A 24553-nucleotide genomic window follows, 5' to 3' on the forward strand; every position below is an offset into this window, starting at 1 on the left:
GTCGAGGTCAGGCGGGGTCGACAGTGGCCCGGCCACGGTCGATGACCACCGTCCCGTCGTCGGTACGGGTGCGGAACAGCACCTCCGGGTCCCCGTCGCCCGCCCAGATCTCGACGGTGAGCGCCTGGCCCGGCACGACCACGGCGCTGAACCGCCCGTACATCCCGGTGAGCCGGACGGGGTCACCACCGGCGATCTCGTGGATCAGCGCCCGCCCGGCGACGCCGTAGGTGCACAGCCCGTGCAGGATCGGCTTCCCGAAACCGGCCCTGGCCGCGAAGACCGGGTCGGAGTGCAGCGGGTTGCGGTCGCCGGAGAGCCGGTAGAGCAGCGCCTGCTCGGGCCGGGTCTCGTAACGGACGGTGCGGTCCGGTGCCCGGTCGGGGGCCGCCCAGTCGTCGCGGGGCCCGCGGTCGCCGCCGAAACCGCCCTCGCCCCGGATGAACAGGGCGGTGCGGTTGGTGGCCAGCGGAGACCCGTCGGCGAGCACGGCCTCGGACTCGGTGACGACGAGCGCGCCCGAGCCCTTGTCGTGCACCCCGACCACCCGGGCCGTCGCCGTGACCGTGCCCTCCACCGGCACCGGCCGGTGCAGGGTGATGGCCTGCTCGGCGTGCACCAGCTTGGCCGGGTCGAACGTCCCGAACGACGGTGGCGGGGCCTGCGAGAGCAGCACCGCGAACGTCGGCAGCACCTGCTGGGGCGCCCCGTCGGAGTTCTCCGTGGTGAAGGCCAGCTCACTCGTCGGCTCCCCGAGACCCGCACCGACACCCACGGCGTAGAGCAGGGCATCGGTGGAGCTCCAGGAACGCGTGCGGGGCGCGCCTTCGCGCCCGACGGCGGAGGGGTCGATCGGCATCAGGCCCCCTCCGTCCCCGCCGTGACCGCCCCGCCGTCGGAAAGGGCGCCGTCGATCATCGGGTGGTGGCACGCGACGAAGCGCTTCGGTGCGACCTCCCGCATCAACGGCTCCTCGGCCGCGCACTTCTCGGTGGCCAGCGGGCAGCGGGTACGGAACCGGCAGCCGCTCGGCGGGTTGACCGGCGAGGGCATCTCGCCGGTGCCCACCTCGGTGGGGATGCCGGCGCGTTCCATCGAGGGGATCGACGAGACCAGCAGCCGCGTGTACGGGTGCACGGGGTTGTCGAAGAGGGCCTCCGTCTCGCCCACCTCGCAGATCTTGCCGAGGTACATCACCGCGACCCGGTCGCTGATGTTGCGCACCACGCCCAGGTCGTGGGCGATGAACACCAGCGTCAGCCCGTAGCGGCGCTTCATGTCCTCGAGCAGGTTGAGGATCTGCGCCTGCACCGACACGTCGAGCGCCGACACCGGCTCGTCGCAGATGAGCACCTCCGGTTCGAGCACCAGTGCCCTGGCGATCGACACCCGCTGGCACTGGCCTCCGGAGAACTGGTGCGGCCTGCGGTCGGCCACCTGCTCCGGGTCGAGCCCCACGGCCTCGAGCACCTCGGGGACGACCTTGGCCCGGTCCTTGCCGCGGCCCCACACCACCAGCGGGTCGCCGACGATGTCGGGGATGCGCCGCCGCGGGTTCAGCGACGAGATCGGGTCCTGGAAGATCATCTGCAGCTTCGGACGCAGCTGGCGCAGCTCGTCGGCCGACATGGTGGCGAGATCGCGGCCCTCGAACAGCACCGACCCGCCGGTGGGGCGGGGCAGCTGCATGATCGCCCGCCCGGTGGTCGACTTGCCACAGCCGGACTCCCCCACCAGCCCGAGGGTCTCGCCCCGGCGGACGTCGAGGCTGATCCCGGAGACCGCGTGCACGGTGCGGCCCCCGCCTGCCGGGAACTCGACGACGAGGTTGTCCAGCCGCAGCACGACGTCGGACTCGGCCGCGTCGTCCACCACCGGTGCGGACGCCTCCATGTGCGGCGCCGTCACCGGTCGAGCCATGTCGTCGCGAAGAACTGGTCGCGTGTCAGGTAGCGAACCACGCCCTTGACCTCCGGCTTCGTGATCGTGGACAGGTAGCCGCGGCTGTAGAGGGCCACGGGCAGGTCCTGGTTGGCGAGCAGCTGAACCTGCTGGTAGAGGCGCGTGCGCTCCGTCGGGTCCGACGAGGCGGTGGCCTGGTCGAGCAGCGAGTCCATCTGCGGGTTGGAGTAGCCGCCGTAGTTGGCGTTGCCGCCGGTGTGGAAGAGGTTCGTGGCGGCCGGGTACGCAGCGTCGACCGGGCCACCCACCCAGCCGGCGATCTGGAAGTCCTGGCTCTGCACCACGCTCGAGGAGTACTGGGCGAGGTCGAAGAACTGCGGTTGCAGCGTGATACCGACCGCCGCCATCTGGGCCTGCAGGAACTCCGCGAACGCGACCCGGTTGGGCGCGTTGGTGGTCTTGTACTGGACGGTGGCGCTGCCACCTCCCGCGACGTACTCCTGAACGAGTTGCTTGGCCCGTTCCGCGTCGTAGGCCGGCCACGCTGCCTCGGCCTCCGGCGTGGTGTACGGGCTGTCCGACCCGAAGTACCCGTTGGCCCTGGTCATCCGCGACCGGAACTGCGTGGCGGCGAGTGCGTTGAGGTCGATGCCGCGGATCAGCGCCTCGCGCATCCTGTGGTCGTCGAACGGGGCCTTCTCGACGTTGAAGTAGATGTACTCCGCCCCGTTGCCCGGGCCGTAGTAGACCCGCAGGTTGGGGTTGTCGAGCGCCCGGATCAGCTCCGTGTGGTAGCCGCCGAAGATCTGGTCGACGTCGCCGTTCTCGATCGAGGCGTAGCGCGACTCGGTGTCGGGCAGCGGCCGGAACTCGAGCCCGTCCAGGTAGGGCAGGCCCTTGTCCTTCTGCCAGTAGTCCGGGTTGCGCTCCAGCACCATCCGGGAGTCGCGCGTCCAGTTGACCATCTTGAACGGTCCCGCACCCACCGGGTTGCGCGCGATCTGCTCTCCCTGCTGGGCCAGCGCGGCCGGCGAGACGATCGTGCCGAGGCTGCCGCCGGTGAAGCTGCCGGCGAAGGTCACCGGGAACTGCCCGAACGGTCCGTTCAGCGAGAACTCCACGGTCCTCGCGTCCACCGCCCGCATCGACACGATCGGCTCGGTGAACTTGTGGCCGGGCGAGGAGGCCTTGTCGATGTGCCGCTGCACATTGAGGATCACGGCATCCGCGTCGAGCGGCGTACCGTCGCTGAACCGGACGCCGTCGCGCAGGACCAGCCGCCAGGTACGGCCCTGGTCCGCGCTCTCCATCGACTCGGCCATGTAGGGCTCGACGACGCCGTCGTCGCCGAGCTTCATCAACGAGTCGTAGACGGCGATGGCCGCCTGGTTGGTGTTCTGCACGGTCGGGTCGAACCCGACGGCCTCGCGGTCGGTGCCCATCACCAGCACGCCGCCGGTCTTGGGCGTGCCCTCCGCCGCCAGGTCGCCCCCGACGGGGTTGGTGGCCGTGATCCCGTCGCCGGCCCCCGGCGCCGCTGCCGGCGCGACGTTGCTCCCGCACGCGGCGAGCAGCGCCGCGCCCAGCAGCACGGCAAGCGCGCCCACGGCGCGCGAGCCTCCTCGGCGGACCCCCTGTCCCGCCGTTCCCGGCGGGCCGGATGAGCAGCTCCGTTGCTGGCTCATGTCAACACCATCTCCTCGGTCACGGGTGTGCCGGCGGCACTCGTCCCACGCTCGATGTTGCGGGCCTTGGCCTCGGCCCAGGCCGGGCTGCCCACCGGGAACCAGCAGCGGTACTGGTGGTCGGGCGAGCCGGCGTCGCGCAGGGGCGGCTCTTCGGTGAGACACCTGTCCTGCGCGTAGGGGCAGCGCGGGCTGAACTTGCAGCCCGCGGGCGGGTTGATGAGGTCCGGCGGCCGGCCGGGGATCACCTGGAGCCGGACGTGGTTCGGCCCGGCGACCGGCGGCACCGCGTTCATGAGTGCCTCGGTGTAGGGCATCTTCGGCTCGGCGAAGAGCTCCGGGGTGGGCGCCGTCTCGACGATGCGGCCCGCGTACATCACGGCGATCCGGTCCGACCGGCTGCGCACCACCCGCAGGTCGTGCGTGACCAGCAGCATCGCCATCCGCCTGCGCGCCTGCAGGTCGGCGAGCAGGTCCAGGATCTGGGCCTGCACGGTGACGTCGAGCGCGGTGGTGGGCTCGTCGGCGAGCAGGAGCCGCGGGTTGCAGGACAGCGCGATCGCGATCGTCACGCGCTGGCGCATCCCCCCGGAGAGCTCGTGCGGGTACTGGCGCACCCGTCGCTCGGGCTCGGACAGCCCCACCGAGCGCAGCAGCTCGACGGCCCGGTCCAGCGCTTCCTTCTTCGTGACGCGGTCGTGCAGCAGGATCGTCTCGGTGAGCTGCGCGCCGATCCGCTTCACGGGGTTCAGCGAGGTCATCGGGTCCTGGAGGATCAGCGCGATCTCCGAGCCCCAGAACGCCGAGAGCTGCTTGCCCGACAGCTCGCTGATCCTGGTGCCGTCGTAGGTGACGGTGCCCGACACCTCGGTGCCGCGCCCGCCGCTGATGAGGCCCATCGCACGGCGGGTGAACACGGTCTTGCCCGAACCGCTCTCCCCCACCACGGCGAGCACCTCGCCCGCCTTCAGGCGCAGCGACACGCCCTCGACGGCGTGCACCACGCCCTTCTTGGTGTGGAAGCGCACCACGATGTCCTCGGCCGTGAGCAGGTCGCCCCCGTCCGGGACATCGCCCGCCGCAGCGGCACCCTGGCCGTTCCGGGTCTCGCTCCGCGTGCCGGTCACAGGTTGCTCTCCTTGACCTCGAACTGCTTGCGGGTGCGCTCGCCGATGTAGTTGATCGAGAGCACCGTCAGGAACATGACCGCGGCAGGGAACAGCGAGATGTGCGGGAAGTTGAGCAGCTCGGTGCGGCCGCCGGCGATCATCCCGCCCCAGCTCGGCGTGGGCGGCGGGATGCCGAGGCCGAGGAAGCTCAACGAGCCCTCCACCACGATGAAGACACCGATCATGATGAAGCCGTACGCCGCCACCGGGAGTACGACGTTGGGTGCGATCTCCCGGGCGATGATCCGCAGCGGCTTGCAGCCGTACGCCCGCGCGGCCTGCACGAACTCCCGCTGCGCCACGGTCAGGGTGGCGGCCCGGCTGAGCCGGATGAACGTGGGCACCGACAGGATCGCCAGGCCGATGATCAGGTTGGCGAGGCTCGAGCCCAGGATGGCGACCAGGGCGATGATGAACACCAGGCCGGGGAACGCGAGCACCACGTCGGTGACCAGCGCCAGCACCCGCTCGGTGCGGCCGCCGAAGTAGCCGGCGAGCATCCCGAGGATGCCGCCCACCAGCGCGCCGAGCAGGACGGCGCAGATGCCGACGAGCAGCGACGCCCGCGCGCCGTAGATGACGCGGGACAGGTTGTCGCGACCCAGCGTGTCACCGCCCAGCCAGTGCTGGGGTGTGATCCCGCCGAACACGTTGTTGTAGTCGGGCACCGCCGGGTCCCACAGCGGCAGCAGCGGAGCGAACACCGCGGAGAGAACCACCGCGCCCAGCCACACCCACGCCACGTACCAGCCGATCGGCGCGCGACCGGCCCGCTGGATCCGCTTGCCCTTTCCCTTGGCCGCCATCGTCGCGATCGGCACCTGGGTGGCGACGGCGTCGCCGCTGGTCGTGTCGGGGGTCATTCCCGGAGTCGTCGTCTCAGGCATCTCTACGCACCCGCGGGTCGAGGGCCAGGTACAGGAGGTCGATCAGCATGTTGATCACGACGTAGGCGACCGCGACGAACAGCAGCGCGCCCTGCAGGATCATGTAGTCGCGGTTGAACACGGCCTGCACGATCAGCTGGCCGAGCCCGGGGATGGCGAACAGCGTCTCGACGATCACGGTGCCGCCCAGCAGGCGGCCGATGTTCACACCGGACAGCGTGATCAGCGAGAACGACGACGGCCGCAACGCGTGGCGGAGCAGGATCGTGCGGGCACTCAGACCCTTGGACCGGGCCATGAGGATGAAGTCCTCCTGCAGCGTCGAGATCATGTCCGAGCGCAGCAGTTGCCGGTAGACCGCCGCCTCGGCGATCATCAGCGTCAGGCACGGCAGGATGATCGATCTCAGGTTGCCGAGCGGATCCTCGAAGAACCCGACGTAGCCGGTGGCCGGCAGGATGCTCGAGACACCGCCCGCGAACAGCACGATCAGCACCATGCCGAACACGAAGGTCGGCATCGCGGCGGCGCCGAACCCGATCGTCATCGATGCCCTGTCCACGAGCCGGCCCGGCCGGTAGGCGGAGTAGATCGCCAGCGGGATCGCGATCAGGAGCGCCAGAAGCTGCGCGATGATCGTGATCTCGAACGTTACCGGTATCCGCTGGGCCAGCGCCTCGGCCACCGGCTGTCCGGTGCGGAACGAGCTGCCGAGGTCGCCGGTCACCACCCCGCCGAGCCAGTCGACGTAGCGCACCAGGAGCGGCCGGTCGAGCTGCAGGTCCTCCCGCACCTGCTGCACCTGCTCCGGGGTCGCGTTGTCCCCCGCCACGACCACCGCGGCGTCGCCCGGGAGCAGGTCGACCACCACGAACGAGAGGAAGGTGACGGCGAGCAGCACGATCAGCAGATGCACCAGCCGCTTGCGGATGCGGCGCAGGGCGGGGCGGCGGCTGCCGCCCGCGCGGGGCGGAGTGCCCGGCGCAGCCGGCTCTCCGGCGGGCAGGGACGGGCCGGCCTGCGACGTCAGTGTCATGTCGGCCACGGCGCGCTCAGCTCTCCCGCGCCGGGAGTGCCGACACCAGCGGGGTGTCCACCCCGACCGGTCCGATGACCGAGGCGCCGCCCGGGTCGCCGAGCGGGGCGTCGCGGCCGGGGAGCACGTCGTAGAAGAACGCGGCGTTGTCGGAGATGTGGGTGGCCTCCGTGCCGGACGCCGCCTGCTCCAGCACGATCGAGTCCACCGGGCACTCCGGCTCGCACGCGCCGCACTCGATGCACTCGGCGGGGTTGATGTAGAGCTTGCGGTCACCCGTGTAGATGCAGTCGACCGGGCAGACGTCGACGCAGCTGCGGTCCATCAGGTCGACGCAGGGTTCGGCGATGACGTAGGTCATCTCGTTGGCCCCCTTTCGTGGGGCGCCCTGTCGGGGGGCGCGTGCTGGTCGCGAGTCGGTGGCGGGCTCAGTTCGGGTTGCGGTCGAGCCAGGTGGTGGCGAAGAACATGTCCCGTGACGGGTAGCGGTCGATGCCCTTCACCTCGGGTTTGGTGATCGTGGACAGGTAACTGCGGCTGAACCACGCCATCGAGAGGTCCTGCCCCACCAGCAGCTCGACCTGCTGGTAGGCGTGGGTCCGGACCGCCTGGTCGGTGGTTCGCGCGGCCTCGTCGAGCAGGGCGTCGACCTGGGGGTTGGAATAGTCGCCGTAGTTGGTGTTGCCGCTGGTGTGCAGGAGCCGCGTCGCGCCCGGGAAGGGCACGTCGAAGGCTCCGACCCAGGTGGTGAGCTGGAAGTCGTTGCTCTGCACCACCGCGGAGGAGAACTGCGCGAGGTCGTAGAACTGCACCTTCATGTCGATGCCCACGGCCGCCATCTGGGCCTGGATGAACTCCCCGAAGGGCACCCGCGCCTGGGTCGTCTTGAAGGTGAACGTCGGGTCGCCGCCCGAGGCCTTGTACTCGGCGATCAGCTGCTTCGCCCGTTCCGGGTCGAACTTCGGCCACGCCTGGGACGCCGCCTCCGTGTGGTAAGGGCTGTCCTCGGTGAACAGGCTGGTCGACGGCACGAGCCGGCCGCTGTACTGGCTCGCCGCCAGTGCGTTCAGATCCAGCGAGCTGATCAGCGCCTCGCGCATCCTGCGGTCGTTGAACGGCGCCTTGTTGAAGTTGAAGTAGAGGTACTCGCCGGCGTTGCCGGGCCCGTAGTACACGCGCAACCCGGGGTTGGAGCTCGCCCGCACGAGTTCCTGGTTGTACCCGCCGAACACGAGGTCGACGTCACCGTTCTCGATCGAGGCGTAGCGCGTCTCGGTGTCGGGCAGCGGACGGAACTCGAGCCCGTCGAGGTAGGGCATGCCCTGCTGCCAGTAGCTCTCGTTGCGGGCGAGCACGATCCGCGAGTCGGGGATCCACTCCACGAACCGGAACGGGCCCGCGCCCACCGGGTGGCGCCCGATGTCGTCGCCGTACTGCTGCAGCGCCGCGGGCGAGATGATCATGCCGAGGCTGCCGTAGGTGATCGGCTGGGCGAACAGCACCGGGAAGTCGCCGAGCGGGGCCTTCAGCGTGAACTCGACGGTGAGGGGGTCCACCGCCCGCATCGACGCGATGTTCGCGGCGAAGGCGTGGGCAGGCGAGGACAGCTTGTCGATGTGGCGCTGCACGTTGACCAGCACGGCGGCGGAGTCGAGGGCGGTGCCGTCGGTGAACTGCACGCCGGGCCGCAGCCCGAGGCGCCAGGTCAGTCCGCCGTCGGCGCTGTCCATCGACTGCGCGAGATACGGCTGGGCCTTGCCCTGCGGGTCGACCTTGAGCAGCGAGTCGTACACGGCCAGCGCGGCCATGTTCGAGTTCTGCACCGTGGGGTCGAAGCTGACGACCTCCCGGTCCATCCCGAGGGTCAGGGTGCCGCCGCGGCGGGGCGTGCCCTCCGTGGCGAGGTCGGCACCGTAGGGATCGCGGGCCTGCAGCGCACCGGCCGACACCGCCTCCCGGTTGGCCGCCCCACACGCGCCGAGCAGCACCGCGCAGCACGCGAGCGCCACCGCGGCGACGACACGGGACGCGCGACATCGCAATCGCATCTCAGAACACCTCGATGTGTCAGGAATGGCGATCTAGCAGAAAGAGCGGCGTATCAGGACGAGCGACAGATCAGGAACAGCGACTGATCAGAACAGCGAACGTCGACGAGCGGCGCCGGGATGAGCGGCGGACGACAGGCGGGAGCCGGACGGCCCCCGGTGGCCGCCGCCCCTGACGGGGCGGCGGCCGGGGCGATCAGGAACCGGCGACCGGCACGCGGGCGTTGCCGGCGTCGTACTTCTGCACCATCGGGTCGTCGGCGGTGCCGAGCGCCCGCCAGTCCTCGTCCGGTTCGAGGATCTTCTCCGCCGAGCGGATGCTCTTGTAGTCGAGTTGCTGGGCGACCGCGGGCGGTTCACCGCCATCGGCCACCGACTTGGCGGCGGCCATCAGCAGGCGGCGCATCCGGATGATCGCCTTGTCGGAGGTGCCCAGCCGCTCCTGGCTGCGGTCGTAGATGGGGCCCATCGACTCGGTGACCATGAAGTCCTGGCTGATGAACTCACGGACGCCGGAGTAGGTGACGTTGCGCTGTTCCTCGCGGTCGATGCCGTAGTCGTTCTCGGCGGTGTAGCGCCGCGGGATGATCCCGTTGCGGCCCACCTCGGCCGGCCCGAACTCGAAGGGGCTCAGCGCGAAGAGGTTGGTGCCGCCGACCTCCTGCAGGCCGGGGTTGACGCGCGTGGAGAAGCTGTAGCGCCACGTGTTGTGGTCGTCGATCGGCACGAACAGGCCGTGCTGGGTACTGAACGGCACCGACGCGATCACCGTGTTGTACGGGAAGACGAACGCGCTCATCCGCACGTGCTTGTGCCCGTTGGGCGTGTCGCGGATACCGACGTACTTGAACCCGTACCAGGTGTCCTCGATCTCCAGCCGCGGCGCGCGGTCGTGCTTCCAGAACTTCCACGACATCGCGTTGCTCGGGTAGCCCGGCTTGTCGCTGCCGTCGTCGGGGATGTCGTCGACGCCGTCCCACTGGTGCAGCCAGGAGATGTGCGAGGTGTCGAGGTTGCCCTCCATCGCCTGCACCCAGTTGCACGGGGTGTTGAGCTTGGTGGCGGCGACCTGGTCGGGCTCGAGGGACTCCGTGCCGAAGTCGCGGAACGGGGTGATCTTGTCGGCCGGCCCCATGTAGGTCCACACGATGCCGCCCGACTCGTGGGTCGGGTAGGCCGTGGCCCTCACCTTGTCCTTGAAGACGCTCTTCGGCGGCTCGCTGGGCATGTCGACGCACGCGCCGTCGGCGTCGAACTTCCAGCCGTGGTACGGGCAGCGCAGCCCGCACTCCTCGTTGCGTCCGAAGTAGAGCGACGCACCGCGGTGCGGGCAGTTCTCCTGGATCAGCCCGACCCGGCCGTTCGTGTCGCGGAACGCCACCAGGTCCTCACCCAGCAGCCGCACCCGTACCGGGTCGCTGTCCGGCGCCGGCAGCTCGCTGACCAGCAGAGCGGGCGTCCAGTAACGGCGCAGCAGCTCGCCCATCGGAGTTCCGGGCCCCACACGGGTCAGGAGTTCGTTGTCCTGTGCTGACAGCATCGTCGGCCTCTCTCCAGAGTGGTGGTGGATCTGGTCGGGAAGATCAGATGGTGCTCACCGCGGCGGCGGCTTCCTGGCGCTGCTGCTCCAGCAGGGCCACCTGGCGGGCGGAGAGCGCGAGCAGCGGATGGGCGCCGACCTCGGTGAGCGTGTCGAAGCCGTCGGCCAGCAGCGCCGCGCGCTGCTCGTCGGTGAGGTCGGCCTTCGCCGCCACGGCCCCCGGGTCGCGGACGAACTCGCTGCGGAGCTCCTCGTCGGTGATGACGCGGTGCAGGAGGCGGTTGAGCGGGAAGCTCGCCGGCTCCGGGAATCGGTAGTAGATGAAGTCGGTGGAGGTGAACTCGTAGCCGCCGTGCCTGGGCACGGGGCTCGCCAGCGGCTCGTCGACGGTGGGCTCGGTGCCGGCTGCCACCGGAGGAACGAACTGCACGACACCGTGGCCGTGGTGGCTCAGGTGCTGGTAGGACAGCAGCGAACCGGGCACCGCGGCGCCGGATCCGGCGAGGATCCCGAGCATGACGAACCAGGTGAGCAGCTCGCTCTCGCCCACCTCGTCGAGCTGCACGGGCGTGAGGTCCAGCAGTTCCTCGTAGCGGCCCGCGGCCACCTCCTGCAGCACCCACTCGTCGAACGAGAACTGCGGCGCGGTGTAGCGGGCGGTGCCGGGGAAGTGGGACATCCCGCCGCTCGCGAGCACGGCGACGCGCTCCGGGCGGTCGGCGAGCGACTCCGCGATCGCCTTGCCGAGCGCGAAGCAGCGGCGCGGGCTGGGCAGCGGCGGCAGGTAGGCGTTGACCAGCAGGGGGATCACCGGGATGTCCCGGTCGCCCAGCACGTGCTCGAACGGCGTGAGGAACGCGTGCCCGAGCTTGGCCTCCTGCGAGTAGGTGAGGTCGATGTCGCGGCTGACCACACCGTGCAGCAGGTGGGTGGCGAGCCCGGTGTGCACCGGGACGCGCCGCTCCTGCTGCATGTAGTGGGCCTCGGCCTCCGGGGAGAGGACGAGGGTGAAGGTGGGCACCGCCTCCAGCCAGAACGTCTCGAGGTGGTCGATGCCGATCACCAGCAGCGCGTCCGGGCGGGTGTCGTCGAGTACCTGGCCGAAGCGGCGCAGCGCGTCGGTGCTGCCGTCGAGCTTGGCCGGGTCCTCGTGGGGCGGGCGGCTCAACAGCTGCGGGGCGTGCACCGCAGCGGCGGCCGCGACGATCTCAGCCATGGAGCACTCCCTCCGGAAGCCCGGAGGCGGTGTCGTCGGTGGGGCCGTCCACGTAGCGGACACCCAGTCGTTCGAGGTCGGCGCGCAGCCCGTACATGTCCAGGCCCAGCTCCCCGGCGGCGAGCCGGGCGCGCTTGTCGGCCTCGTTGCGCAGCCGCTCCTCGGCCGCGGCGGCGACCGTGGGCGCCTGGGTGCGGGGAACGACGACCACGCCGTCGTCGTCGGCGACCACGACGTCGCCCGGCTCCACGAGGGTGCCGCCCACGACCACCGGCACGTTCACCGAACCGGGGCTCGCCTTCACCGTGCCCTGCGCGCTGACCGCGCGCGTCCAGACCGGGAAGCCCATCCGGCGCAGGTCGGCGACGTCGCGGACGCCGGCGCCGGTGACGAGGCCGATCACCCCGCGGCTGCGCATCGAGACCGCGAGCAGGTCACCGAACATGCCGTCGGTGGACTCCGACGTGGTGGACACGACCACCACGTCGCCCGGCCGACACTGCTCGACGGCGGCGTGGAGCATCAGGTTGTCGCCCGGGTGGGACAGCACGGTGACGGCGCGCCCGGCGATCGCGGCGCCGTCCTGCACGGGCCGGATCTCCGGACCCAGCAGACCGCGCCTGCCCTGCGCCTCGTGGACCGTGGCCACGCCCTGGCGGCCCAGCTGCGCCACCGCGTCGACGTCGGGGGCGAGATCGCTGCGGACGACGACGTGCCCGTTCACCTCTGGCCTGCTCACCGCGCTCCGCTCCTGGGGAAATCCTGCTGGGCGCACCGCACGGTCGGCCCGTCGCCTCTGACGGATGAACCCATGTGCCTGTGCCTCCTGGCGTCGGGATCAGTCTGTGGACCATATCTCCGGCACCCGTCAGTGGCAACCAGATTGTTAACAATCTGGTTGCCAGTTACTCTCGTACTTCGGGGCGCCGGTCAGCGGGGACGGCGCCGGGGCGAAAGGACCTGCATGACCGCAGGCGGAGGAACTGCGACAGGCGACGCGGTCGCTGTGGTGGTGGGTGCGGTCCGTGACGGCATCATGCAGGGCCGGTTCGCCCCGGGGCAACGGCTCCCGGAGGCCGACCTGGTCGCCCTGTACGACGCGTCCCGGGGTGCTGTCCGCTCCGCCCTCGCGCAGCTGGAGAACGAGGGCATCGTCGAGCGCGAGCGCAACCGCGGTGCGCGGGTGCGCCCGATCTCGCTCGAGGAAGCCGTGGAGATCACCGAGGCGCGCGCGGTGGTCGAAGGACTGTGCGCCGCCAAGGCCGCGGCCAAGGCCACGTCGGACGACCGCCGGGCGTTGCGCGAGCTCGGCACCGAGCTCGGGGTCACCGTCGAGAGCTCCGACGTGGTGGCCTACAGCCGCATCAACCAGCAGATCCACCGCGCCGTCCGCGATCTGTCCGGCCACGAGACAGCAGGCCGCATGCTCGACCGGCTGCGCACGCAGAGCGTGCGCTACCACTACACGATCGCGCTGCTGCCCGGGCGCCCCTCGGTGGGCCTCGAGGAGCACCTGCAGGTGATCGAGGCCGTCTGCAGCGGCGACCCGGACGTCGCCGAGCAGACGATGCGTTCCCACCTGCTGAGCGTCGTCGAGGCGCTCCACCAGCTCGACGCGAACCTGCATCAGTGGTGAGCGACGACGGTTCGACCGAACACCTGCCCGAGTACTCAACGAGGAGGCCGGAACATGTCCGATCGCATCCGCACGACGCACGTCGGTAGCCTGCCGCGACCCGCGGACCTGCTGGCGATGATCAATGCGAGCGACCGAGGGGAACCGGTCGACGAGACCGCGCTCGCGGCCACGATCGAGTCGGCGGTGCACGACCAGGTGCGCCGGCAGGCCGAGATCGGTATCGACGTGGTCAGCGACGGCGAGATGAGCAAGATCGGATACGCCACCTACATCCGGCACCGGATGAGCGGGTTCGAGATCGGCGACGCGCCGCGCGCCACCCCGGCCGACCTCGACGCGTACCCGGACTACAAGGAGCAGCTGCACCGCTCGGGGGCCACGGTGGCCTACCTGCGCCCGATCTGCCGCGGTCCGATCACGTACGAGAACTTCGGCCCCCTCGAGACCGACCTCGCCACGCTCAAGGCCGCCACGGAGGCCGTGAACGTCGCCGGTGCCTTCATGAACGCCCCGTCGCCGGGCATCACCGCGCTGTTCCAGCCCAACGAGTACTACCCCGACGAGGACACCTACCTGAACGCGATCGCCGACGCGCTCAAGGTGGAGTACGACCGGATCGTCGCGGCCGGTTTCGACCTCCAGATCGACGCCCCCGACCTCGGGATGGGCCGGCACAACAAGTACAAGCACCTCTCCGACGAGGAGTTCCTCGCCCGCGCGGAGGTGCTCGTCGAGGTGCTCAACCACGCGCTGCGCGACGTCCCGTCCGACCGCAGCCGCATCCACCTGTGCTGGGGCAACTACGAGGGCCCGCACACGTTCGACATCGCCGTGGAGAAGATCGCCGACGTGGTGCTGCGCGCCAAGCCCGGCACCATCCTGTGCGAGGCGGCCAACCCCCGCCACGGGCACGACTGGGCCGGGTGGGCCGCGGCCAAGATCCCCGACGACAAGGTCTTCGCTCCCGGTGTGATCGACACGACCACCAACTTCGTGGAGCACCCGGGGCTCGTCGCCGAGCGCATCCTGCGCTACACCGACATCGTCGGGCGGGAGCGGGTCATGGCAGGCACCGACTGCGGCTTCGGCACCTTCGCCGGCTGGGGCGGCGTCGTGCCCGAGCTGGCCTGGGAGAAGCTCCGCTCGCTCACCGAGGGCGCGGCCATCGCGTCCGCGAAGCTCTGGTGACGATCACCGAGACCGACCCGGCGATCATCCGACTGTAGGAGGCACGACATGGAGTTCCTGGTCCGCGCGGAGAACCGCCTGCCCCCGGACACCCCCGACGAGGAGCGCAACCGCCTGAAGAAGGGGGAACGGGCCCGGGCCGACGAGCTGCGGGCGGCCGGGAACCTCAAGCGGTTGTGGCGCGTACCGGGCCGCAACGCGACGATCGGGCTGTACGAGAGCACCGACGCCACGGAACTGCACGACCTCCTGGCCTCGCTGCCGATGTTCCCGTGGATGGACATCACGGTCGAGGCGGTCGCCACCCACCCGCAGGAGCAGTGACCCCCCGCCGGTGAACCCGCTCCCCTGATCGCCAGGAGGGCCGCGGTGCTCGCCGGGCCACCCCCACGGCCCGGCGAGCATCGCGACCTCCTCGGCTTCGACCTTTCCCCTGGACGACCCGGCGCAGCGATTGTTAACAATCTCGGCAACAACTATGCTGACGATCTGTGTGCACGGGACGCCGCCGCGAGAGACGAGGACCCCATGACTGCTGACAGCGGGGAGGCAACGCAGTGAGCACGTTCGTCCTCCTGCACGGCGCCTGGCACGGCGGCTGGGTGTGGCGCCGGGTGGCGGCACACCTGCGCAGTGCAGGCCACGAGGTGCTGGCCCCCACCCTCACCGGGGTCAGCGACCGCGCCCACCTGCTCGGCCCCGCGGTCGGCCTGGACACCCACGTCCGCGACGTCGTCGCGCTGCTCGACGCCGAAGGCCTGTCCGACGTCGTTCTCGTCGGCCACAGCTACGCGGGTCAGGTGGTCACCGGGGTCGCCGACGAGCGACCGGAGGCGATCCGGCGCCGCGTGTACCTCGACGCGTTCGTCGGCGAGGACGGCGAGGCCGCCATCGACCTGCTGCCCGCGCAGGTCGCCGGGCACTACCGCGAATCGGTGGCGGGCCCGGGCTTCGGGTGGCTCATCCCGGTGCGGTCGCTGCAGGCCCTCGGGGTCACCGACCAGGCCGACGTCGAATGGCTGACGCCCCGGCTGACACCGCACCCCTGGCGCACCTACACGCAGCCGCTCGCCCTGACCGGCCGCCAGCAGGACGTCGCGGCCACCTTCGTGGAATGCACCGACTGGATGCGGGTCTTCCGTGCCCACGGAGAGCGGGCCGAGAGCGCCGGCTGGCCCGTGGTCAGCCTGCCCACCGGGCACGAAGCGATGGTCACGGCCCCGGAGGCCCTGGCCAAGATCCTCATCGACACGGCGGACTGACGACCCAACCGAGCACGAGACCGGGAGAGCAACGATGGAGTTGCCAGCACCCACCCAGACCGCCGAGACGGTGGCCGAGGCCTTCCTGGTGCAGCTGCGCCGGCGGGGCGTCGACCGGCTGTTCGTCAACAGCGGCACCGACTTCGCGTCACTCGTGGAGGCATACGCCCGCCGCAAGGACTCCGGGCTCGACCTGCCGGAGGTGGTCGTCTGCGCCCACGAGAACCTCGCGGTGTCGATGGCGCACGGCTCCTACCTCGGCGACGGGCGGGTGCAGGCGGTCATGCTGCATACCAGCGTCGGCACCGCCAACGCGGTGTGCGCGGTGTTCAACGCCGCCCGCAGCCGGGTCCCGGTGCTGCTCACCGCGGGCCGGACACCGCTCTTCGAGCACTCGATGCTCGGGGCCAGGGACGCCCCCATCCACTGGGCGCAGGAGATGTTCGACCAGGCCGGGATGCTGCGGGAGCTCGTGAAGTGGGACTACGAGCTGCGCGACGGCGCCCACGTGCTGGACGTCGTCGACCGGGCGCTCGACGTCGCCACCACCCAGCCGCGCGGGCCGGTCTACCTGTCGCTGCCGCGGGAGGTGCTGGCCGGGCCGGTCTTCAGCGGCGAGCCCGGCGCCGCTCCCGCGCCACCGACCGTCGCGCACCCCGATCCGGCGGTCGTCGCCCGGCTCGCCGACCACCTCGCCACCGCGCAGTTCCCGCTCCTCGTCACCGGGGACGCCGGCGCCGACCGCCACGCCGTGCCCCTGCTCGCGGAGCTCTGCCTGCGGTTCGGCATCGCCGTGGTCGAGACCGGCGTGCGGCACGTCAACGTCCCGGCCGACCACCCGCTGCACGCCGGGTACGCGGTGGGCACCGTGCTGCCCGACGCCGACGTGGTCTGCGTGCTCGACCTGGACGTCCCGTGGATCCAGGGCTCCACGGCCCCGCGCGAGGACGCCGTGGTGGTGCAGTGCGGGCCCGACCCCAGCTTCACCCGCTACCCGATGCGCACGCACCGCACCGACCTGACGATCACGGCCGACACCACCGCGCTGCTGACCGCGCTGATCGCCGCGCTGTCCGAGCGCACGGTCGACCCGACCCGCGCCGAGCGGCTGGCCGCCAGGGTGAGCGGCTGGCGCGAGGCGCGCGCCCGCGTGCTCGAGACGGAGACACCCAGCGACGGGACGACCACCGACGGGCCGATCACCAAGGCCTTCCTGAACGCGGCGCTCGCGCAGGTACGCCCCTCCGACGCCGTGGTCGTCAACGAGTACTGGGCCTCCCCCGAGATGCTCGGCTCCACCGAGCCCGGCACGTACTTCGGCACCCCACCGGCCGGCGGGCTCGGCTGGGGGCTGCCTGCTGCGATGGGCTTCCAGCTCGCCCGGCCGGCCACCACCGTGATCGCGACCCTCGGCGACGGCGCCTACCTCTTCGCCAACCCCGCCGCCTGCCACCAGGCGATGGCCATGCATCACCTCCCGGTCCTCACGATCGTCTGCACCAACGCGCACTGGGGCGCGGTGCAGTCGTCGGCCACGCGCATGTACCCGGACGGCCACGCCGCGTCCGCCCCGGAGCTGTCCCCGCTCGCCCGGCTGGACCCGGCGCCCCGGTTCGCCGCCTACGCCGAGGCGTCCGGAGGACTGGGCCTGCGCGTCACGCAGCGCGCGGAACTGGTGCCTGCCCTGCACCGCGCCCTGCGCACGGTGCAGGACGAACGCCGGCACGCCCTGATCGATGTGGAGTGCACCTGACGGCCCCGGTTCAGGAAAGCCACTTTCAGGCCCGCACAGGGCAGGAAAGTGGCTTTCCTGAACCCCCTCCGGGGGTTTCCGGGGCTGGGCTCAGGGGGGTGGGGTCACGTGTACCTGGCCTGCTGTCGCGTCCAGGTGCAGGTGGTCGCCGGTGCGGATCAGCGCGACCGGGTCCTGGTCGAGGTCCGTGAGCGCCGGGACCCGGGTGACCACCGCGCCCAGCGCGGCCTTGGTGGTGGTCACCGTGAAGATCATCCCGATCGGCGCGGTGCCCAGCAGGCGGGTGGTCTGGAAGAACCCGGACCAGCCCGACGAGCCCTTCGCGCCGGGGAAGACCAGGATCTTGCCGGTGAAGCAGACCCCGTGGAGCTCGTGACGGCGCTCGATGATCGTGCCGGTGGCGGGGTCGATCCCGCCCCAGCCGGAGATCGTCTCGTGCGAGACGAGCGCCTCCCCCTCCACGATCCCGGGCACGACCGTGCGCCCGCGCAGCACGAACGGTGCCCGTGGAGCCGTGATCCCGGGGGACGCGGCGTCGGAGCTCATCGCAGCTCCCCCGTCCAGCGGCCGGTGACGGCGGCGGCGACGCAGTCCTCGAGCGTGCCGAACCACGCCTCGATGCCGAGGATCGCGGGCAGGTAGTGCGCCTGCTTCGCCGAGTCGGTGGCGAAGACCTTCGTGCCTGCCGGTGCGGTGCGCGACATCGCGGGGCAGGAGTCCGCGAGGATCTTCCCGCCTGCCGCCTCGATCACGGCGGTGTAGCCGCTGCGGTCGGCGACGTCCTTGAGGGCCCGCGGCGCCATGATCCACAGCTGGGTTCCCGAGTGCAGGCGTTTCCCGTCGAGCGCCCTCGCGGCCGCCCGGATCTGGTCGACCGAGGCGTGCGGGCAGCCGAGCAGGACGAAATCGACGTCGGTGGACGTGCCCTGGTTGTTCAGCGTCTCGTACATCGCGCGCCGTTCCGCGGGCCCGTAGCGCACGGCCTCCGGCACGGCCGCGGGACCGAATGCCGCCTCGACGGTCGGGGCCTCCGGGGTGATACCGGGCACGTGGTACAGCTCGACCCCGCCCGAGGACGCGGCGGCAGCCCCGAAGTGCTTGAGGTCGACCAGGTCGGGGTGGGCGTAGTCGCCGACGACGACGGGGCGCTGGTCCTGCACGACGTCGCCGACGAAGTAGCCGAGCATCCCCCAGTCCATGAAGTCCCGCACCGGGCCGTCGACGTGCACGAGGTGGGTCCCGTACCGGTTCTCGGTGAGGTGGTTGCCCCAGCACGGGATCTTGCCCGTCAGGCTCGCGGCACCGGTGGACGCTCCGCCCTCGCAGTTGGTGCGCGCGCCGATCACCGAGTTGGCGTAGACGACGGCGGAGGACTCCATCCAGGCGATGTGCTCGCCGCGCACCGGGAGGTTCCCCACCTGGTAGGGCGTGCAGGTGGCGAGGATGTTGACGCCGCGGCGCCCGTAGAACGCCTCGGCGTCGGTCTGCAGCTCCACGAACTCCTTCGGGTAGGGCACCGTGCCCACGGAGTCGGGGCCGAACCCGTGCTGCAGCTGGCAGGTCGGCACCTTCATGTCGGGGATCTCGAGCGGCTCGTCGTGGTCGAGGTTGATCACCGCGAACGCCCGGTTCCAGCCTCCCTCGGCCACGAGCCGGGCCTTCGCGGGAGAGGGCTGGGTGGTCGTGCCCGCCACGTTGCGCGTGTCGCAGAACCGCTCGGCGTCGAGCGCCTCGCCGTAGCGGACCAGCAGGTCCATCGCCGCCGCGACGGCCGGGCCCTCGGCGCCGTCGCGCATGCCCTTCTCCTCGTCGGTGAGGATCATGCGGTGGCCTCCTTCGCTGTCGTGGCCGTGGTGGCGTCCCGCCCCACCGGGTTGGTCTCCGGTCCCTTCCGCACCGCCGCGAACATCAGCAGCCCGCCGCCCAGGATGAGGACCACCGGACCGAACTCGTAGGGCATGATCGTGCTCAGCGCGAGCAGCCAGACGCTGTACAGGCCGGGCAGGATCAAACCGAACATGTAGCCGATGCCGTAGCCGCTGGCACGCACCGACGCCGGGAAGCGCTCGTTGAGGTAGACGAGGATCACGCCCAGCGGCGCCGACGGGATCACCTTGGCGATCACGTAGAGCACCCCCACGACCCAGGCGGGCGTCGCGGTCCCCGCGGTCAGCGCGAGCAGCAGGAACGCGGCGGCGACGACGAACGCCATTACCAGCGCCCAGCGCATCAGCAGCGCGCGGCGGCCGATCCGCTGCCCCACGGCGGCGAGCACCAGGATCATGCCGATGGTCAGGATGGAGGCGATGATCTCCAGCGTGCTGCTCAGCTGCGCGCTGTGTCCGAGCACCTGCACGATCAGGGTCGGCAGGAACGACACCGACATCTGCGTGGCGAACCAGTAGCCGCAGGTGAACAGGAAGACGCTGGTGATCAGGGCCCGGTGCTCGGTGAAGAGCTCGACCACGGGCTGGCGCCGGGTCTCGCCCCGGCGCTCGGCGTACACCGAGTCGTCCTCGACGACCTTGCGGTAGTGCCACAGGTACACCAGGCCGAGCACGACCCCGAGGAAGAACGGGATCCGCCAGCCCCACGTCAGGAAGCTGTCCTGCGGCACCCCCTCGAGCACGCCGAGCAGCAGCGCGTTCATGACGAGGAACGAGGCGGGCGCGCCGATGCCGATCAGCCCGCCGACGAACCCCCGCCGCGACACGTGCGCCTGTTCCAGCGCGAGCGGGATCGGCGCGGCGTACCCGCCCGCCAGGAAGATCCCGCCGATGAGCCGGAGCAGGGCGAACACGACGATCGAGGCGTAGCCCCACTGCGGATAGCCGGGCATCAGGCCCATGAGCAGGGTGACGACCGTGAAGCCCCACCCGCTGATCATCGTGACCCGCTTGCGTCCGATCCGGTCGGACAGGTTGCCGAAGATGACGCTGCCGATCGGGCGTCCCAGCAGGCCGACGGTGAACAGCACCGTGGTCATCGTCGCCCGCAGCGGCGCGGGCAGGTCGGCAGGCATGAAGTACGCCATGGCTGCGGGCAGGACCAGCGCGGGGAGGTAGACGTCGAAGCTGTCGACGAACATCGAGAACGCCCCGCCCCGCGCGGATCGTCGTTCGTCTGCCTCGGTGATGGTGGTGCGTCGATCTTCGGACAGCGTCATCGCCGGCCTCCTGGGAATGTGGTGGGAGCGTGAGGACGGGAGGCCGCGCGCCGGCAACCTGTCCGTGCGGGTCGGGATCAGCCGTCGAGGTTGTGCGACACCCTGCCCGCGAGCTCGGCGTGGTCGATCTCGTGCACGCTGCCGTTCGCGCCCGCCAGCGCCAGCGCGTGCGCCGCGCCTGCACCCATCGCCGCGCACGGACCCATCACGCGGACGCTCGAGAGCGCGGCCGCGTCGCCGTCGACGCAGCGGCCAGCGACGAGCAGGTTGTGCACGCCGGGCGGCGTCATCGAGCGCAGCGGGACGTAGTGCACGTGCTCGGGGCCGAAGGTCTCCCAGACGTAACCCTGCGGGCTGTCGTGCAGCTCGATCGGCCACGCGGTGCGCGCGACCGCGTCGGGGAAGCGCGTGCCGGCCCGCACCTCCTCGGTCGTGAGCTGGTGCACGGCCTGCACCCAACGGGTCTGGCGCCTGCCGGGGAACCCGTAGGCCCGTACCCGCGCCTTACCGAACACCTCCGGGTACTCGGCGCGCAGGAACGCCACCACCCGGTCGGCCTGCGCCTTGCCCTCGAGCTGCGCGCGCGACGCTCCCATCGGGTCCAGCGGCGCCTCGATGTGGGTCATGTTGAGCACCGCGCTGCCCCGGCCCGGGAAGAAGAACGCGAGGCCGTCGCGGCGGCGCAGCCCGTACTGCTCGGCCTTCTCTGCCACCCGGGCGGCCAGATCCTGGGGGTCGGGCCGGTGGTTCTCGTCGAGGTTCTCGACGACGAGCTGCTGCGAGCCGTAGATCTCCCGCTCCGGCAGGTGGCAGGGCAGCCCGGCCTCCCAGACGAGCGAGGCGTCGCCGCTGGCGTCGACGAACCCGGTGGCGGTCACCTCGACCGTGCCGTAGCGGGTGCCGAGCCGGACCGCCCGGACCCGCTCGTCGTCGCGCGTGACGCCGGCGAGCACCGCGCCCGTGATCACCGTGATGTCGAGCGCGGCCACCGTGTTCTCCACCCAGCGGCCGAGCGCCACCTCGTCGTAACCGACGACGGTGGTGTGGTGGCGGCGGAAGTAGAGGTCACCGGTGACGTCGAGGTCGCGGAAGATGTCGTCGAAGACGCCGTGGGTGAGCTGGTGGTGCTCCGGGGCGTTGCCGAAGACACCGCAGAACAGTCCGATCAGCGAGTTGACCATCTGGCCGCCGAGCACGGGCAGCGCGTCGACGAGCACCACCCGCCGTCCCAGCCGGGCCGACTCCACGGCGGCGGAGATCCCGGCAATGCCTGCGCCGATGACGCAGACGTCGGCGCTGACGTCGTGCCCGACGGTTCCGGCCTGCTTGGTGACGGTCCGGACCTCGAGGTCGGTGAGGGGGTGCGGCATGGATCACACGCTAGGCAGCCACCGCCGGGGCGAGGAAATAGAGAATCGGGCTGCCACGTCATCAACCGGAGCTATACACCGTGGTCACGGGTCCGCGGCGAGGTCGACGAGCGTCTCCCGGAACCAGCGGTGGGCCGGGTCGCCGTCCAGGTCGGCGTGCCACCAGAACTTCTCCACGATGGGCTCGGGCTCTCCCGGGCAGGGCAGCACCCGCAGACCGAGCCGCTGCGCCACCTGCCGGGCGAGCCGTTCCTGCAGGAGCGCCACCCGGTCGGTCCCCGCCACGAAGTACGGCACCGCCTGGTAGCTCTCCACCCGGACCCGGATCCGCGGCTGCATGCCGAACAACAACAGCTGCCGGCTCAGCGGAGCGGCACCCGGGAAACCGCGGTCGGGCTGGAACGGGGCCACCCAGCACATCCCGGCCAGCTGTTCGAGGCTCAGCTCGTCGCCGACGTGCGGGTTGGCCGTGTCGACCACGCAGACCCAGCGGTCGCCGAACAGCTCGACCGACCGGACGCCCGGCAGGTCGAAGCCCCGCACCGGAGGCGCGATCATGCCGTCGATGAGCCGGATGGTGGTGGCGGCGTCCGCCGAGAAGGCCTCGCGGACGAGCCGGACGTGGAGGTCGATGCCAGGGGCCCGGGTGGCCAGCTCGGCCGACAGCCTCCTGCCGAGCACCGCCACCGTGTAGTCGGCCATGAGGAGCGTGAACTCGCGGCGGGTGGAGCCGGGGTCGAAGGACGTGCCGGTGGCGAAGAGCCGTTCGGCGGCGGCGCACACCGCCTCGACCTGGTCGGCGAGCTGCATCGCCAGCGGGCTGAGCACGTACCCGCCGCGGCCGCGGACGAGCAGGTCGTCGTCGAAGTGGCGGCGCAGCCGCGACAGCGACGCGCTCGCAGCCGGCTGGGAGACACCGATCCGAGCCGCGGCGCGGGTGACGTTGCGCTCGCGGATCAGCTCACGGAGCGCGACCAGCAGGTTCAGGTCCAGGTTCGCCAGCCGGGCGGAGGGAGGCCTCGCCACGGTTCGACCATAACCGGCTGGGGCGCCGTCCCGGCGGCACCCGGGCGGCGTCACCGTCCCGGGCGCAGGTCCCCGTCGTCGTCCACGTCGGAGTCGTCGTCGGAGTCGCGGTCGGCGACGATGTGGACCGCTGCCTCCTCCGCGGAGGCCGCGGCCCCGTCGACGCCGATGTCCTGTGCGAAGAGCTCCTCGTCCTCGTCGAAGCTCCCGCCGTTGTCCGTGGCCACGAGCCGCCCGGAACGGACGTCGCCGACCTCGTCGTCGAGCAGTTCGCCGTCGGTGTCGCTGGTGTCGCCGAGGCCGTCCCACTCGGGGTCGGCGCTGTCGGGCACCTCCCGGGCGAGCAGGTGGTCGAGGCTCTCGCCCTCGTGCTCCTCCCGCGGGGTGGTGCCCCACTCGTCGAGCCCGAGCGGGCGCTCCGGCGGCGAGTAGCCCTCGTCGAGCACGTCCGCCACGCCGCGGTCGTCGAGGCTGTCCTCGGGCTCGAGCAGCCCGGAGTCGTTGTCGTAACCGTCCGTGCGGTCGTCGTCGCTGCTCACGTCACCCTCCAGGGACCAGGTCAGCCACCCAGCCTGCCAGGTCCGGCCGCTCGTCGGACGGCGGGTACGACCGGTCCGGTGCGACGATGCCACGAGCACAGCACGAGTCGACGGAGGTGGGCGATGGCGGCGGAGCCGACAGGTGGGCAGCTCGAACCCGTGATGCTGGGCAGCTGGCCCACGCCCGTGGAACCGGCGCCCCGGCTGGCCGTGCGGCTCGGGCTGGAGCCGGCGGACCTGTGGATCAAGCGTGACGACCTCGGCGGACCGGGCGGCGGCGGCAACAAGGTCAGGAAGCTGCAGTGGACGTGCGCCGAGGCGCTGGCCGCCGGCGCGACCACGTTGGTCACCACGGGCGCCGCCCAGAGCAACCACGCCCGGTTGACGGCGGCCGCAGGCGCCCGGCTCGGGCTGGACGTCGTCCTGGTGCTCGCCGGGGCGCCCGCGGCGGCGGCCACGGGGAACCTCGCGCTGGACGGCCTGCTCGGCGCCGCCGTGGTGTGGGCGGGCGACGTGGACGACCGGGCCCTGGACGAGCGGGCCCTGGCGGTGGCCGACGACGTGCGCGAGCGCGGTGGCGTGCCCGCCGTGATCCCGTTCGGTGGCTCCAGCTCCCTCAGCGCCCGCGGCTACGTCGAGTGCGGCAACGAGCTCGAGGCCCAGCTCCCCGACCTGGCGCAGGTGGTGGTCGCCGTGGGCTCGGGCGCCACGATGGCCGGCCTGGTGCACGCGCTCGGGCCGGCCAGGGTGCTCGGTGTCGACTCCGGCGCCGTCCCCGACCCGGCCGACCGGGTGGCCGAGTTCGTCGGGGGCCTGACCGTGCAGGACCACCGGGGCGAGGACCTGTGGCTGCGCCGCGACCTGGTGGGCCCCGGCTACGGCCACTTCACGGAACCCGCGCGCGCCGCGCTGACGATGGCCGCGCGCACCGAGGGTCTCCTCCTCGACCCGATCTACACCGGGCGGGCGATGGCCGGCCTGGCCGCCGCCGTGGCCGACGGCACCGTGGTCCGCGGCCGGCAGACCGTCTTCCTGCACTCCGGCGGCCTGCCCGGGTTCTTCGGCCATCCGGATGCACTCACGCACGCCGCGGGCGGCCTCACCGCCGCAGCGCCGGGCTGAGCCCT

23 protein-coding genes are annotated in these 24553 nt (G+C 71.4%); 6 read left to right on the forward strand and 17 right to left on the reverse strand.

The genetic code is table 11. From position 1 onward, the window contains the following. Positions 1–7: 7 nt before the first annotated feature. The 11 genes from AC5L35_RS01835 to AC5L35_RS01885 all read right to left on the reverse strand — a co-directional run bounded on the left by AC5L35_RS01835 (position 8) and on the right by AC5L35_RS01885 (position 12222). Positions 8–859 carry a MaoC/PaaZ C-terminal domain-containing protein gene (locus AC5L35_RS01835; RefSeq protein ID WP_495057733.1) on the reverse strand — a complete coding sequence of 284 codons (852 nt, stop codon included), beginning with the start codon at positions 857–859 and terminating at the stop codon, positions 8–10. Continuing rightward, positions 859–1908: an ABC transporter ATP-binding protein gene (locus tag AC5L35_RS01840; RefSeq protein ID WP_495057734.1), complete on the reverse strand. Its 1050-nt coding sequence runs from the start codon at positions 1906–1908 to the stop codon at positions 859–861. Before AC5L35_RS01840 ends, AC5L35_RS01835 begins: the two co-directional genes overlap by 1 nt. After that, on the reverse strand, positions 1905–3509 hold the full coding sequence (locus AC5L35_RS01845; protein ID WP_495057735.1) for an ABC transporter substrate-binding protein: 1605 nt from the start codon (positions 3507–3509) through the stop codon (positions 1905–1907). The genes AC5L35_RS01840 and AC5L35_RS01845 overlap by 4 nt, the downstream gene beginning before the upstream one ends. Before the next feature lie 74 nt (positions 3510–3583). After that, positions 3584–4714 carry an ABC transporter ATP-binding protein gene (locus AC5L35_RS01850; RefSeq protein ID WP_495057736.1) on the reverse strand — a complete coding sequence of 377 codons (1131 nt, stop codon included), beginning with the start codon at positions 4712–4714 and terminating at the stop codon, positions 3584–3586. Beyond that, a complete protein-coding gene (locus AC5L35_RS01855) occupies positions 4711–5619 on the reverse strand; it encodes an ABC transporter permease (RefSeq protein ID WP_495057737.1) in 909 nt (302 codons plus the stop codon). The genes AC5L35_RS01850 and AC5L35_RS01855 overlap by 4 nt, the downstream gene beginning before the upstream one ends. Before the next feature lie 16 nt (positions 5620–5635). Next, positions 5636–6679 (reverse strand): ABC transporter permease, encoded by a 1044-nt coding sequence (locus tag AC5L35_RS01860; RefSeq protein ID WP_495057738.1) that lies wholly within the window; start codon positions 6677–6679, stop codon positions 5636–5638. A gap of 16 nt (positions 6680–6695) precedes the next feature. After that, entirely contained in the window at positions 6696–7040 is a 345-nt protein-coding gene (gene fdxA / locus AC5L35_RS01865) for a ferredoxin (RefSeq protein WP_495057739.1), read from the reverse strand. A gap of 67 nt (positions 7041–7107) precedes the next feature. After that, positions 7108–8727, reverse strand: coding sequence for an ABC transporter substrate-binding protein (locus AC5L35_RS01870; RefSeq protein ID WP_495057740.1), 1620 nt, complete (start codon positions 8725–8727; stop codon positions 7108–7110). A gap of 196 nt (positions 8728–8923) precedes the next feature. Beyond that, positions 8924–10267, reverse strand: a complete 1344-nt coding sequence (locus AC5L35_RS01875) for a Rieske 2Fe-2S domain-containing protein (RefSeq protein ID WP_495057741.1) — start codon at positions 10265–10267, stop codon at positions 8924–8926. A 43-nt stretch (positions 10268–10310) separates the two neighbouring features. Further along, the gene (locus AC5L35_RS01880; protein WP_495057742.1) at positions 10311–11483 is read right to left on the reverse strand and encodes a DODA-type extradiol aromatic ring-opening family dioxygenase; all 1173 of its coding nucleotides are present in this window, start codon (positions 11481–11483) and stop codon (positions 10311–10313) included. Then, positions 11476–12222 carry a 4-carboxy-4-hydroxy-2-oxoadipate aldolase/oxaloacetate decarboxylase gene (locus tag AC5L35_RS01885; RefSeq protein ID WP_495057743.1) on the reverse strand — a complete coding sequence of 249 codons (747 nt, stop codon included), beginning with the start codon at positions 12220–12222 and terminating at the stop codon, positions 11476–11478. Before AC5L35_RS01885 ends, AC5L35_RS01880 begins: the two co-directional genes overlap by 8 nt. 225 nt (positions 12223–12447) lie before the next feature. Between AC5L35_RS01885 and AC5L35_RS01890 the strand changes: the two genes are divergently transcribed. The 5 genes from AC5L35_RS01890 to AC5L35_RS01910 all read left to right on the forward strand — a co-directional run bounded on the left by AC5L35_RS01890 (position 12448) and on the right by AC5L35_RS01910 (position 17325). Continuing rightward, positions 12448–13119, forward strand: coding sequence for a GntR family transcriptional regulator (locus AC5L35_RS01890; protein WP_495057744.1), 672 nt, complete (start codon positions 12448–12450; stop codon positions 13117–13119). Between the two features lie 54 nt (positions 13120–13173). Next, positions 13174–14310 carry a cobalamin-independent methionine synthase II family protein gene (locus AC5L35_RS01895; protein WP_495057745.1) on the forward strand — a complete coding sequence of 379 codons (1137 nt, stop codon included), beginning with the start codon at positions 13174–13176 and terminating at the stop codon, positions 14308–14310. Between the two features lie 48 nt (positions 14311–14358). Continuing rightward, complete coding sequence (locus AC5L35_RS01900) at positions 14359–14634, forward strand: muconolactone Delta-isomerase family protein (protein WP_495057746.1); 276 nt, start codon at positions 14359–14361, stop codon at positions 14632–14634. A gap of 233 nt (positions 14635–14867) precedes the next feature. Continuing rightward, a complete protein-coding gene (locus AC5L35_RS01905) occupies positions 14868–15572 on the forward strand; it encodes an alpha/beta fold hydrolase (protein ID WP_495057747.1) in 705 nt (234 codons plus the stop codon). Positions 15573–15606: 34 nt separating this feature from the next. Then, a complete protein-coding gene (locus tag AC5L35_RS01910) occupies positions 15607–17325 on the forward strand; it encodes a thiamine pyrophosphate-requiring protein (RefSeq protein ID WP_495057748.1) in 1719 nt (572 codons plus the stop codon). A 90-nt stretch (positions 17326–17415) separates the two neighbouring features. Here AC5L35_RS01910 and AC5L35_RS01915 read toward each other — a convergent pair whose 3' ends face one another. From AC5L35_RS01915 to AC5L35_RS01940, 6 genes are all read right to left on the reverse strand, one after another. After that, positions 17416–17871: an aconitase X swivel domain-containing protein gene (locus AC5L35_RS01915; protein ID WP_495057749.1), complete on the reverse strand. Its 456-nt coding sequence runs from the start codon at positions 17869–17871 to the stop codon at positions 17416–17418. Then, positions 17868–19148 (reverse strand): aconitase X, encoded by a 1281-nt coding sequence (locus AC5L35_RS01920; protein WP_495057750.1) that lies wholly within the window; start codon positions 19146–19148, stop codon positions 17868–17870. Before AC5L35_RS01920 ends, AC5L35_RS01915 begins: the two co-directional genes overlap by 4 nt. Beyond that, a complete protein-coding gene (locus tag AC5L35_RS01925) occupies positions 19145–20491 on the reverse strand; it encodes an MFS transporter (RefSeq protein WP_495057751.1) in 1347 nt (448 codons plus the stop codon). Before AC5L35_RS01925 ends, AC5L35_RS01920 begins: the two co-directional genes overlap by 4 nt. A gap of 77 nt (positions 20492–20568) precedes the next feature. Continuing rightward, entirely contained in the window at positions 20569–21861 is a 1293-nt protein-coding gene (locus AC5L35_RS01930) for an FAD-dependent oxidoreductase (RefSeq protein ID WP_495057752.1), read from the reverse strand. A gap of 84 nt (positions 21862–21945) precedes the next feature. After that, a complete protein-coding gene (locus tag AC5L35_RS01935; protein ID WP_495057753.1) occupies positions 21946–22887 on the reverse strand; it encodes a LysR family transcriptional regulator in 942 nt (313 codons plus the stop codon). 50 nt (positions 22888–22937) lie between these two features. Next, positions 22938–23426, reverse strand: coding sequence for a DUF5709 domain-containing protein (locus AC5L35_RS01940; protein ID WP_495057754.1), 489 nt, complete (start codon positions 23424–23426; stop codon positions 22938–22940). Positions 23427–23549: 123 nt separating this feature from the next. On the opposite strand from AC5L35_RS01940, the gene AC5L35_RS01945 reads away from it, so the two are divergent. Beyond that, a complete protein-coding gene (locus AC5L35_RS01945; RefSeq protein ID WP_495057755.1) occupies positions 23550–24548 on the forward strand; it encodes a pyridoxal-phosphate dependent enzyme in 999 nt (332 codons plus the stop codon). The last annotated feature ends 5 nt before the right edge of the window (positions 24549–24553 follow it).

This window comes from Pseudonocardia sp. OZ21 (assembly GCF_059359135.1).